The sequence below is a fragment of the Flavobacterium piscis genome, from assembly GCF_031457575.1.
GTDB lineage: Bacteria > Bacteroidota > Bacteroidia > Flavobacteriales > Flavobacteriaceae > Flavobacterium > Flavobacterium piscis_A.
The window spans coordinates 23,098-36,047 of sequence record NZ_JAVDWQ010000013.1 but is presented as its reverse complement, the minus strand read 5'-3'; the positions used below and the strand labels follow the sequence as shown (position 1 = coordinate 36,047).

At 31.0% G+C, this 12,950-nt stretch carries 11 protein-coding genes and 1 tRNA gene; 5 read left to right on the top strand and 7 right to left on the bottom strand.

Annotated elements, in window-relative coordinates:
- Positions 1 to 118: 118 nt before the first annotated feature.
- From J2W48_RS17010 to J2W48_RS16995, 4 genes are all read right to left on the bottom strand, one after another.
- A complete protein-coding gene (locus J2W48_RS17010; RefSeq protein ID WP_310282880.1) occupies positions 119 to 796 on the bottom strand; it encodes a metal-dependent hydrolase in 678 nt (225 codons plus the stop codon).
- Positions 797 to 825: 29 nt separating this feature from the next.
- Positions 826 to 1,788 carry a 1,4-dihydroxy-2-naphthoate octaprenyltransferase gene (gene menA / locus J2W48_RS17005; RefSeq protein ID WP_310282879.1) on the bottom strand — a complete coding sequence of 321 codons (963 nt, stop codon included), beginning with the start codon at positions 1,786 to 1,788 and terminating at the stop codon, positions 826 to 828.
- An 85-nt stretch (positions 1,789 to 1,873) separates the two neighbouring features.
- A complete protein-coding gene (locus J2W48_RS17000) occupies positions 1,874 to 2,707 on the bottom strand; it encodes a 1,4-dihydroxy-2-naphthoyl-CoA synthase (RefSeq protein WP_310282878.1) in 834 nt (277 codons plus the stop codon).
- A 734-nt stretch (positions 2,708 to 3,441) separates the two neighbouring features.
- Entirely contained in the window at positions 3,442 to 4,368 is a 927-nt protein-coding gene (locus J2W48_RS16995; RefSeq protein WP_310282877.1) for a LamG domain-containing protein, read from the bottom strand.
- A gap of 471 nt (positions 4,369 to 4,839) precedes the next feature.
- On the opposite strand from J2W48_RS16995, the gene J2W48_RS16990 reads away from it, so the two are divergent.
- Positions 4,840 to 4,920: transfer RNA gene (locus J2W48_RS16990), tRNA-Tyr, on the top strand.
- Between the two features lie 440 nt (positions 4,921 to 5,360).
- On the opposite strand, the gene J2W48_RS16985 is transcribed toward J2W48_RS16990, so the two are convergent.
- Entirely contained in the window at positions 5,361 to 6,191 is an 831-nt protein-coding gene (locus J2W48_RS16985; protein ID WP_310282876.1) for a M57 family metalloprotease, read from the bottom strand.
- Between the two features lie 554 nt (positions 6,192 to 6,745).
- Here J2W48_RS16985 and J2W48_RS16980 point away from each other — a divergent pair.
- Complete coding sequence (locus J2W48_RS16980) at positions 6,746 to 9,460, top strand: S8 family serine peptidase (protein ID WP_310282875.1); 2,715 nt, start codon at positions 6,746 to 6,748, stop codon at positions 9,458 to 9,460.
- Between the two features lie 93 nt (positions 9,461 to 9,553).
- On the opposite strand, the gene J2W48_RS16975 is transcribed toward J2W48_RS16980, so the two are convergent.
- Positions 9,554 to 10,243, bottom strand: coding sequence for an SIMPL domain-containing protein (locus tag J2W48_RS16975; RefSeq protein ID WP_310282874.1), 690 nt, complete (start codon positions 10,241 to 10,243; stop codon positions 9,554 to 9,556).
- A gap of 53 nt (positions 10,244 to 10,296) precedes the next feature.
- The gene (locus tag J2W48_RS16970; protein ID WP_310282873.1) at positions 10,297 to 10,935 is read right to left on the bottom strand and encodes a rhomboid family intramembrane serine protease; all 639 of its coding nucleotides are present in this window, start codon (positions 10,933 to 10,935) and stop codon (positions 10,297 to 10,299) included.
- A 112-nt stretch (positions 10,936 to 11,047) separates the two neighbouring features.
- Between J2W48_RS16970 and J2W48_RS16965 the strand changes: the two genes are divergently transcribed.
- The 3 genes from J2W48_RS16965 (at position 11,048) to J2W48_RS16955 (ending at position 12,917) form a co-directional block, all read left to right on the top strand.
- Positions 11,048 to 11,917, top strand: a complete 870-nt coding sequence (locus tag J2W48_RS16965; RefSeq protein WP_310282872.1) for a lysophospholipid acyltransferase family protein — start codon at positions 11,048 to 11,050, stop codon at positions 11,915 to 11,917.
- Between the two features lie 103 nt (positions 11,918 to 12,020).
- Entirely contained in the window at positions 12,021 to 12,347 is a 327-nt protein-coding gene (locus tag J2W48_RS16960) for an ArsR/SmtB family transcription factor (protein ID WP_310282871.1), read from the top strand.
- Positions 12,348 to 12,350: 3 nt separating this feature from the next.
- Positions 12,351 to 12,917 (top strand): hypothetical protein, encoded by a 567-nt coding sequence (locus J2W48_RS16955; protein WP_310282870.1) that lies wholly within the window; start codon positions 12,351 to 12,353, stop codon positions 12,915 to 12,917.
- Positions 12,918 to 12,950: the final 33 nt, after the last annotated feature.

The following is a 12,950-nucleotide window of genomic DNA, read 5'->3' as shown; positions in this document are numbered from 1 at the left end:
TCACGTGGTTTTAGTTTTGAATACTGAAATATAGCCCTAATGGAGCGGCATCCTTTTTATGGCTTTTTTTGCCAGAAAAAGATATAGCGTACAGTAGGAAACATCTCCTGAAAAAAAATTATAATTCTATAGATTTACCAATTTCAAGAAGCATTAAATCTTTTCCTTTTGCAAAAAACTTCCTGATAGCTTCTTCGTGATTAATTTCTATATAACCAAAAGTATCAAAATGGTAACCTAGGATTTTATCACAATCTAAAAAATCAGAAGCAATAATAGCATCTTCAACATCCATAGTAAAATTGTTTCCTACAGGCAGAATTGCCAAATCAAGTTTGGTACGCATCGGAATCAGTTTCATGTCCATAGTTAATGCTGTGTCGCCGGCAATGTAAATGTTTTTGTGTTCACCTTCGATAACAAAGCCACCTGGGTTTCCACCATAACTTCCATCCGGAAATGAGCTCGAATGAACAGCGTTTACATATTTTACTTTTCCAAAATCAAAACTCCAGCTACCACCATGATTCATTGGATGTGCCTGAAAGCCTAATTTTGCATAATAACTTGCAATTTCAGCATTGGAAACTATTGTTGCCTGTGTTCGGTTTGCAATAGCTTCAACATCTAAAACATGATCACCATGGGCATGAGTTAACAGTATATAATCTGCTTTTATGGTGTTTATATCAATTTCAGAAGCTTGTGGGTTTCCTGTAATAAAAGGATCTACAACGATGTTTTTTCCTCCAACTTCAATGCCTAATGAAGCGTGTCCGTAAAATGTGATTTTCATTTTGATAAATATTAAAAGTTAAAAATAATTTATCTTCCACCAAGGAAAAGATTTACAATAATATCTGAAATTAAAGATATCATGCACAATGTCAATAATATAGAAAGTAAGAAAGTACTAAGAGCCAGTTTTTTTAATTCTGGGTCCAGTAATTTCTGGTCCTGATTTTTGTAAACGGTAATTAAATGTTTGGTCAGTGGTATGTATGCCAATAAAAATAAATATTGGTCAAAACGGTATTTGCTTAAAACAGCAAATATAATAACCAAAAGCATAGCTGTAATAATCAAGGAATAATGATACAATTTTGCTTTATCACCACCAATTTGCACTACAATTGTGTTCTTACCGGATTTTTTGTCGGATTCTTCATCACGCATATTATTAAGGTTTAAAACTCCTACGCTTAATAAACCTATTGAAATTGCGGGTAAAATTAAAAGCGGATCTATTTCTTTTGAATATAAAAAGTTAACTCCCAAAGTACTTACTAAACCAAAGAAAACAAATACGAAAATATCGCCAAAACCTTTATATCCGTATGCTGAATTACCAACAGTGTAACGAATGGCCGAGGCGATTGCCATAATACCAAGTAATAAGAAAAAGACTGAATAAATAAAATTAGTTTTTCCAAAAGCAAAATAAATCAGAGTAATGGCTGATAAGAGAGTTAATAATGATGTAAATATAATAGCCTTTTTCATTGCTGCGGGTGTAATTACACCACTTTGAATAGCTCTTGGCGGACCAACTCTGTCAGCATTATCTGTACCTTTTATACCATCGCCATAATCGTTTGCAAAATTGGATAAAACTTGTAAACCCAGTGTTGTTAAAAGCGCAAAGCCAAAAATTTTCCAGCTAAAAACTTCTGTTGGTGTATTAATAACAGCAGTTGGATTGGATAATGCATAGATACTCCCAACTATAATTCCGGAAACTGATAAAGGTAATGTGCGTAATCTGGCGGCTTCAATCCAATGTTTCATTATTTATTTAGTTTTTTTAGTTTCAGGTTTCAAGTTTCAGGTTTGTAACTTTAAACCTGAAACTGAAACAATTTTTATAACTTTTTTATGGTAACCATTTATTCTCGCCAAAATTAGGCTTTCTTTTTTCTAAAAAAGCATTTCTTCCTTCTTTTGCTTCTTCAGTCATATACGCTAATCGGGTTGCTTCTCCGGCAAAAACCTGTTGCCCTACCATTCCGTCATCTGTCAGATTCATTGCAAATTTCAGCATTTTTATAGAAGTTGGCGATTTCTGAAGAATTTCCTGAGCCCATTCATAAGCTGTAGTTTCAAGTTCGTCATGCGGTATTACAGCATTAACCATCCCCATATCCATAGCTTCCTGTGCGGAATAATTTCTTCCAAGAAAGAAAATTTCACGTGCTTTTTTCTGCCCAACCATTTTAGCTAAATAAGCTGATCCATATCCCCCATCAAAACTGGTAACATCAGCATCTGTTTGTTTAAAAATAGCGTGTTCTTTACTTGCCAGTGTCAAATCACATACAACATGCAAGCTATGCCCTCCGCCAACTGCCCATCCGGGAACAACAGCAATAACAACTTTTGGCATAAACCTAATTAAACGTTGTACTTCCAGAATATTCAAACGATGTTGACCATCATCACCCACATATCCCTGATGGCCACGGGCATTTTGATCACCACCACTACAAAATGAATAAACCCCATCTTTAGTTGAAGGTCCTTCAGCAGAAAGCAACACTACACCTATTGAAGTATCTTCTTGTGCATCATAAAATGCCTGATATAATTCTGAAGTTGTTTTTGGGCGGAATGCATTTCTTACATTTGGTCGATTGAATGCAATTCTTGCAACACCATTATATTTTTTATAGGTTATATCTTCGAATTCTCTTGCAGTTATCCAATCCATTTCTTTTGTTTGATTTAAATAAATTATTTAGTGTAAAAATAAATCATTTTTTACATTTTCACCTACTCAAATTGATAGTATGTCTTTACAAATAGTTATAAAAACAGTATAATAAATTCTTAAAATAAAAAATAACATTTTTTAACAGTTGCTTTTAAAAAAAATAAGTAATTTTATACACTAGAAATCAATAAGATACATTTTATTTTATTGTATTTCAGATTGATTTTCTTTCACTGATTTATTAACCTAAAAAATGTTTTTTTGAGAAAAATTAAAAAATTTGTCGCTCATTTTTTTATGGTTTTTAATTATAAAACAAAAACTAATGAGCAGATGATTCATTCATTTGTTGAATCTTCAAAAAAAAGATAGTAACACCTACGGTTAAAGCCTGGAAATGTTTTCAGTTTATCAAAAACGATACAAAAGTGGGGACTTTAATTAAGACTGAATACTTTCTATAAAACTATTATCAACCAAAGGGTCTGCCGTGAAATTAATTTTTTGTTTTTGAAATAAATGTATTAATTGTTTAAAGACAATCCGTTTAAAAAAGTAATTTCTAAAATTCGTAAGGTTTTTACTTTTTAAATAAATTTGAATTATTTTATTTCTGTTTTTTTTAATTACAATTTTTTTAAAACTTGAATAAAAAAGAGAAAGGCTATTCATTATGAATAGCCTTTCTTGCTTTTGTATAAATTTATGAAAGTTTCAGAGATATTTTTAAATCACTTGGTTGAAACTTTTTTAGAAGGAACATTAGTGACTTTTAATAAATAAATTCCTTCTGGCAAGTCATTCATATTTATTTCCTGAGAATTATTGCTTAAAACTTTTTCGCCTTGCGAAAATATTTCTATTTTCTTTAGTCTTAGAGGTTTTCTCTTTATAAGTGTACCAGGATTTTGAACAATCTTAGAAGTTGTCTCAAGTTTAGAAACTTCCTTTATAACAGGCATATTTTCCTTATTTTCTAAAAAAACTATTTCTTTTGATGATGGTTTTGAGGAATTATATAAATTCAGTATTTCCAAATCTGATAATGCAACGTTGTATATTTTCAAATCATCAATGTCAGCTTTAATGCCTACCGTTGTATTGATTTCACCCAGCCTGAATATTGATCCTTTTGTATTGCGTAAAATTCCTTTAACTGATTTTATCAAGTGACCGTTTCTATATATTTTTGAGGCCTTTCCGTCAAAAGTTATACTATAGTTATACCACGTATTAATTTCTAAAGGTGTATTAACAATAATATCATTTGATGCTCCCCAACCTGCCAGACTTAAATCTGAATTTGATGAAGTTGTTCCCTGATGTAATAATCCGAAATATTGGGTATTATATGCAGTACCATATCCCCATATATAATTTGCCGATGAAATATCATTCATTTTAACCCATATTGTAATAGTTCTGGGGTTATTATTCTGTGGTAAATTATCGATTGTTGCTTCTAATGCCCTATTAGTTAATCTTTGAGCACTATACGCAACTCCCATCCTATCCGCAACATAATTTTCAGTACCCATAAAAGATATGGAGTTTTTTGTATTATCAAGTGTACCGTTAAAATTAAATTCCTGAATAGGCTCTTGGGCATCCACTTTTATTGAGAGGATGATTATGAATGTAAGTATTAATTTTTTCATGCTAACAGTTTGTAGGATTTTTATAAAAACACCTGTGATTACAGGTACTAAATTAGATTATTAACTTTTTTAGCAGAAATTTTCTCGTTAACCAACCTAAAAAGACGTTTAAAAACAAATTTATCGTTATTTTTCATAATGATAAATTTGCTTTATTTTAAAAGAATTTACTAAATATGTATTTTTTTAATATTAAAATATTTAATTTCCTTCGTATATATACATTAAGTTCAATAAAAACCTGAATATGATGTTTTTTAATTCATTCAAAATAATTAATCTATTTACTGCCTCTCAATAAAACATATTTAACTTTAAAAACAATATTCCGAGAAGTGTTCATTTTATTTTATTCAATACCAATAAGTTAAAAAATAACTTGAAATTAAGTTCAATTTTAATTTGCAAACAAAAAAAACGTTTATATATTTGCAACCGCTTAGAACAACAAAGCGCATTAATACCAGCTTCGGGGAGATACTCAAGCGGCCAACGAGGGCAGACTGTAAATCTGCTGTGTAAACTTCGCAGGTTCGAATCCTGCTCTCCCCACAAAAAGGGTAAAAGAAGTAAAAAGGCAGCTTTTTCAATCTTTTCAAAAACCCGAAAAAACGTGGTAAAACCTGCAAATCCTAGGATTCGCAGGTTTTTTTGCATTTAAGGCAGTTTTCAATCTTTATAATCGCCTAGTAATTATCGAATTTGATGTTTTAGTTTACCGTCCGCAAATGCCAAATGGTGCCAACTTAAGAGAGTAGACGCCATTTTTTACTTTACGAGGATTTATCTATTTATAAATTCCGGGTTTATTTTCTAACTGATTTTCGAATTAACTTTTTAGAAACTCACAATACTCTTATTGTAAACTAATTCCAGGATTATTAATTAGAAATAACAAACGATTTAGGACGGGACATCTAATAAAAGAGAGGCTGCTTCATAAATTATGAAACAGCCTCTTGTATTTTGTAAAGACAACACTAATTCAACTTCTAATATAAATAATTCAGGGCTGTAATATCATTACCATTGAAAGCTCCAGTTTCATTTGAACCGAAACATGCTCTCATATAAGATGTTGAATCATATCCTGTAGGTGTTCCAGGGATGTGAATTGCTCCTACACCGGCTGTTCCCTCGTTTGTATTCTGTCCACAGCTTTGACGGCTGAACCAGTCTGTATGACGTAAACCAATACAGTGGCCTATTTCGTGTGCAGCTACGTGTGCATTTACACCTGTTGAATAACTTTCTAATCCGGAATATAAGGTAACTGAATTATAAGGCGCTCCTCCTGAAGGAAAACCTGCTACTCCACCGGCAGATCCGACCTGTCTTCTTACAACGATATTTGCACCTGAAGTACTTGAACTAAAGGTTAATGTAAAGTTAATAGACAATCCTAAATTATTGTATCTGTTTATTGCCGCTTGCAATCCTGCACGCATATTTGTAGTCAGAGCTGTTGTACCAGTCCCTGATAATCCAACAACTCTGATAGTTCTTGGAGCAGATACTAAATTAGTAGTGCGATATTGTTCTGTGGTGATACCTCCGTGAAGATCCATTTTGTTTAATTGATCTTGTGTGATGATAATATCTCCCTCTACTAAGAAGGCATCTTCAATGGTACCGTCTAATTTAGTGTGTTTAATCACCTGAACATCTGAGTTATTTAGTGATAATGAACTAATTTTACTTAACACTTCTGGTGTTACTTTAAGAGATTCCTGATTTGAATGAGTTGTTTCCTCTTCTTTGTTACAGGAGAACAGTGTTAGCGCTATAAATGATAAGGCTAAAATTGACTTAATTTTTTTCATAATAGGTTTTGGTTGTTTAAATAAGTTGATAAATAAGGGGTCTTTACAAAATATTAATACTATTTATACCCCAAATTTAATTATTTTTTAATATTAAAATACTTATTCAACAGATTTAACATTTTTTGTTAAATAATTTTTATGTTGGATTTTAGATAATAATTATCATATTATTACTACAGCCCCAGTAAAATCAATAGTTAATATAAATCAGCTTGTTACACATAATAATAATTTCAATATTTTATTTTGTTTCGTAGGTGTTAAAAAATAGTTTTACAATTTTTGCAGGATTTAAAGTACAAAATGGTTATGTGAAAAGAATATTACACATACAGATTTTGAAGATTCTGAATAAAAAAAATCATAATTTTTTTACAAATAATTTTAATAACTTTGGCTTACCTACAACGGGTAAATATTTTCAATAGAAATTATGAAGCACAAATTTCATCTTTGCCTTATCTAAATTAAGAGTGATAACAGCTGTACCAGCCAGTTTTTTTGTACCATTGATAAGAGAATGTTTATAATTGACCTAACATCTACAGTAAATGAAGACACGAATTACTTTTCTCCTTTTTATGATAACAACAATCAGTCTCTCACAAAGCTCTGAGAAATGGAAACAATACATCAAAAAAGAAAGCAAAATAAAATTTGAGAAATACTATTTTACATCTTTAGAAAATGCGCATCACAACAAATACAAGGTTGTAAAAAAACTCGACAGTACTTTTTGTATTGTTGAAAATGAAAGTTTAAAATCTAATCAGCCTTTAAAAAAAATTCTCCCGGTTAATAGTTTATGGAAATTACCATCAAATTTTTCAAGTCATACGGAAGACAAGCAGTACATAATCGCAACTGATACTATCAAAGCGTTAATTACTGACTTGAAATCAATGAACATTTCTGATATCAAAATATTAGATAACCATCTTGTAATCATAAAAAGTGATTCCAAAAAAATAATTGATGAGATTGTAGATTTGAGCAGTGTTTCTTCTATTTCGCAAGAATCGCTGCAGCCAAAAGGTGAATCTAAAATAATAGATCAAAATTTTAGCATCAATTATATAAATAAAGCCAATACTAATTTTCCTCTTTTAACAGGCGAAAATCAAATTGTAGCGATCAAAGATGATTTTTTTGATGTAAATGATATTGATCTGTTAAATAAGCACATTCCTTCCCCAGTACAATCCCCTATTGTATCGAGCCATGCAACTGCTATGGCAACTATAGTTTCCGGATTGGGAAATAGTTCTGCATTAGGAAAAGGAGTCGCTCAAAAGGCTAAGATACAATCGTCTGACTTTTTGAATATCTATCCTGACGAAGTAGTAACTTTACAAGGTGCTGCCACTCAAAACCATTCCTACGGTACAGAGATTGAGAATTTTTATGGATCACTCGCTAATGCTTATGACTTGCAATTATTCTCAAATACAGATTTGACTCATTGTTTTTCCTCTGGTAATATTGGACTTCAGGGGTATAAATCTATTACTGGTAATTTTAAGCAATCCAAAAATAGTATTGTATTGGGCTGTATTGACCAAAACGAAGTAATTATGCCGTTTTCTTCAAAAGGCCCAGCCTATGACGGCCGAATAAAACCAGAGTTAGTAGCCTTTAGCACACAAGGAACTTCAAATTCTGCAGCATTAGCTACAGGAATTATTACTCTTATGAAACAATATTATAAAACTATAAACAATATCTCTTTGACTAATGCCCTTACAAAAGCAATTTTAATTAATAGTGCAAAAGATTTAGGTAACACAGGTCCGGATTTCACCTATGGTTATGGTAATATCAATGCTGATAAAAGTTTAAAAACGATCAGCGAAAATAGAATTATATCCGGTAATTTGACATCTGGTCAGACAAATTCACATACTATTACGCTTCCGGTAAATGCGAAAAACTTAAAAATCACATTAGTCTGGAACGATTTGCCCGCTGCAATCAACAGTAATATAAGTTTGGTAAACGATTTAGATATGGAAGTTATTTCGGCTGACAACAACACTTTTTTACCATGGGTTCTTAATCCTGATATTCCTGAGCAACCAGCTGTAAGAGGAAAAGATAAAATTAATACTATAGAGCAAGTGACTATCGAAAACCCTGCATCCGGATCTTATACTATCAATGTTATGGGTTCATATGTCTCAAATACTTCTCAGGAATACAGCATCGCTTACGAATATGAATTGGAAAATCGATTTGAATGGAATTACCCTGTTAGTAATGATAATTTTCCCTATGATGGTAAGACTATTTCCCCTTTCAAATGGGATTCTTCATTTTCTGGTACCACTGGTCAATTGTCTATTAGTCACAATAATGGGCAGACTTGGGAAATTATTGCAAATGGTATAAATCTGGATAGTGAACAATTTATGTATACCCCTACTGAACAAAAATTTTCAAAAGCAAAATTAAAAATGACTATTGATAATACCGATTATATCTCTGATAGCTTTACAATTTCTTATGATTTGAATATCAGTACCAGTTTAGTTTGTGATGGCACAACAGAAATTAATTGGGACAAACCTGCCGATGTTGCTTCATTTAATATCTATCAACTGACAGGAGATCATTTAGAATTTAAAGAAGAAACAACAAACGCTACTTATACCTATACTGATGAAAAAATTTACACTGTCATTCCTATATTTGACAATAGCGAAGGAATAAAAAGTGAATCAACATTACAGTATGCTCAAAACTCAAATTGTTATTTTGAGTTGACTTTGGCAGAAGTTTACGAGGAGAACAAAGTAAAGATTAATGCCAGTCTTTTCAGTTTGTATAATATCAAAAGAATTGAGTTAGTAAAAATAATTAATAATGCCGAAGGTGTTATTAGCACAATAAATGATGTCAATTCAAAAACATTCTCTTTTTTAGATGCTGCCCCCATAAAAGGCAGTAATAAATACAAAATAAATATAATTTTAGAAAACAATAATATAGTAAGTTCTCCAATTCTTGATACTAATTATTTAGGCAATGATTTGTTTTTTGTCCACCCCACACTATTAGGCAAAAATGAAGAATTAAATATTGAAGCCAAAAAAGAAGAAAATGCTATTTTCTATTTGTACAATACTAGTGGACAAAATACTATTATTTCCCCGTTATTTTCAAAAACCAATAACATCAATCTAAAAAATACTGCCTCAGGAATTTATATCTATAAAATAATTACAAGCTCAGGCGAAATACAAACAGGGAAAATTGCAGTTTTTTAAGCTTTTTTTAGATATTTAATCTGTCTACCTTATAAAAAAAGGGCTGTCCATACTTTTAGACAGCCCCTTTTTTTTTTGTAAAATAAATAATTGCTATTCTAAAATAAAACTCACACTTACGTTAATAGTAATTTCAATTTCTCCAATAGCAAGAGTTTCGTTTGAAGCACCAGCATCTGCAGATTCTTTCATTCTCATTGCAGCGTACATGGGCTGTGGTTGATAAATTTGCGAATTATCAGAGATTACAAAAGCTTTACCAACTTTTTGTCCTAAAACCGAAACATAATCTTCTGCTTTAGCTTTAGCATCTTTAATCGCTAATTTCCTAGCTTCTGATTGGTGTTGCGCTAATTTAGATGATTCAAAAGAAACTTTATCAATACGGTTAACTCCCTGTTGTACTAAACCTTCCATCAATTCATCATATTTAGATAAATCTTTAACTATAATTTCTACTGTTTGTACTGCATTATAACTTGTTTTCTTTTTTTCATAATCATACTGAGGATTCAATGAAACTTGTTTTGTTCTGAAATCAGCTGTTGGAATATTCATTTTTTTAATGAATTTTAAGACCGCATCCATTTTTTCGTCATTTTGCTTTTTGACGTCTTTAGCATTATTTCCTTTTGTTTCAACTGTTGCTGAGACCAAAACCTGATCAGGAGCAACTTTTATTTTTCCTTCCCCATTTACATTGATTAGAGGAATTTGTTTGGTTTCTTGGCTGTAAGACATAGTCATAAACATGATTGTTAAAAAGAATACTAATTTTTTCATTTTTGTTATATTTAAGTTATTTGATAATGGCATTTCAAAAGTTATGCCAAGCATTACAATTTCCCCAATTTAGCCATTGCAAAAAGTATAAAAATAGGAATAGCCAATAAAACAACCATTACCGTATGATCAGCAAATAATGAAGGAACTTTTATCAAAGTAATTAAATACCCGCCTATTGCACCTCCAAAATGTGCCGTATGTCCTATATTGTCATTTTTGGCCCGCATTCCGTAAATAGAGTATAATAAATATAAAATTCCGAAAAGATAAGCTGGCATCGGAATTACAAAAAAGATTCCCAACATCATATCTGGCTGTAATAAAATAGCAGAATACAGCACACCAGTTACAGCTCCTGAAGCACCAACCGCACGATAACTGTAATCGTTTTTATGAAAAATCATAGTTAGTAAACTTCCAAAGATTAAACTCCCAAAATAAACCAGAATAAAAGAAAAATTTCCTAACCAGTTAAAAACTACTGGAGCAAAAAACCATAATGTTAGCATGTTAAACGCAAGGTGCATTATATCAACATGCAAAAAGCCAGAAGAAAGCATTCTGATTTGCTCTCCGGATCGGATACTTCCCACGTGAAACTCATATTTTCTAAAAAAAGCAAGATCGTTAAGCCCTTTATAACTAATCAAAACATTTGCAACAATAATTCCTATCAAAATACTATTCATAAACTCTATCTTATTTTAACTGTAAAGATACTGATTATGTCATCAAGTCAGTCAGACTCTAAAATATATCAATTTATTCATTTTTACTTTATCTTTGTAAAAAAAAGTTTAGATGCAATTTCTTGTTTATATTTTGGCATACCCAATTCTTTGGCTTATTTCAATACTTCCCTTTCGCATATTTTATTGGTTTTCAGATTGTGTTTACTTTCTTGTGTATTATATTTTAGGATATCGTAAAAAAGTTGTCCGTACAAATTTGGTACTTACTTTACCTCATTTAAGTGATGGGGAACGAAAAATTATCGAAAAAAAATTTTATCAGCATATGTGTGATATGTTTTTGGAAATGATAAAAACAATGAGTATTTCTCCTAAAGAAATGGAAAAAAGATTTACCGTTACAAATATAGAAGTCATAAGAGATTATGAGCAAAAAGGCAAAAGTATTGTTTTATTTGCTTCCCATTATGCTAGCTGGGAATGGCTTTTATCTCTTACAAAAAAATTAAAATTTAGAACAATTGGAGTTTACAAGAAAGTTGTCAATCCATATTTTGACAAACTAGTCCGGAAAATACGTTCAAAATACGGTACAGAATTAGTAGAGACAAAAAAAACGATTCCGCTTATGGCACAGAATCAAAGAGAAGGAATTTTGGCATTATATGGTTTAGCCAGTGACCAATCTCCTAAGTTTGATCGTATATTTCATTGGAATACTTTTATGGGTATTGAGGTTCCTGTTCATACCGGGGCTGAAATGTTAGCCAAAAAGTATGATGCAAGTGTCATGTTCATTAAAGTAAAAAAAATCAAGAGAGGATATTATGAAGCTACATTTGTCCCAATTTGTGATAATCCAAAAGAATATGAAAATTTTGATATTACAGAAATGTATTTGAGAGAAGTTGAAAAACAAATTCTTGAAGCACCGGAATATTATTTATGGACACATAAAAGATGGAAACACAGTAGATAAAAAACTCAGAAGCCAAAACAAAAACAATAAAAAAGAAAATATTTAGCTATTTTCTTTTTTTACAAAAAACAATATCGTAATATTGCAATATAAAAATAAAACAATGGGCGCAACTAAAACAGATTATTTTACAGACAAACAAAATCAAATCGCAATAATTGCAAAAGCATTGGGGCATCCTGCCCGAATTGCAATTATTGAATATTTGCTTAAAGTAAACTCTTGTATTTGTGGGGATATCGTAAACGAATTGCCTCTTGCGCAACCCACCATTTCTCAACACTTAAAAGAGTTAAAAAACGCAGGACTTATTAAAGGAAGCATCGAAGGAAATTCCATTTGTTATTGTATTGATGAAAAGACTTTTGATATTCTTAAAGATTATTTTTCCAAAATAATTATGACGGTTACTAACCAAAAATGTTGCTAAAATATGGAAACAGCTTTTATTCTCTCATCTGCTTTACTTATTGCCTATTCCGTTTTAGCATTATTTGATGGTGTATTTTTACATCTTTATAAATACCGTTTACACGAACAAAAAGAAAGTAAGTTTGAGCACTTAACGCACACTATACGAGCCGTTTTATTCTCCTGCATTCTTTATTCTTTGTTTATCCGAATCGAAAATAACAGTATGTTTTTTATTGCAATGACATTAGTTTTTCTCGATATTATCACATTAATGGCCGATGCATATGTAGAAAAAGACAGTCGTAAATTTATGGGCGGATTACCTCGTTGGGAATACATTATTCACCTTCTTCTAAACGGGTTCCATTTTGCCAGTATTACCGTGTTTTTAGTTATTAAAATCCATTTAACGAACGATAGTATGGTTTTACAAAATAGTTTTGAGCAATTTGAAAATTATACTCTTTTTAAAATAATTGCTTTAAATCTTTTGCCTGGCTCAATTTTAACTGGCTTGCTGCATATTCTGGTCTACATACCAAAATTCAATTTTTATTTTAAAAAACTACAATTTAAATGTTGTTAAAATACTTTTTTACATTCATTATATCGCAATATT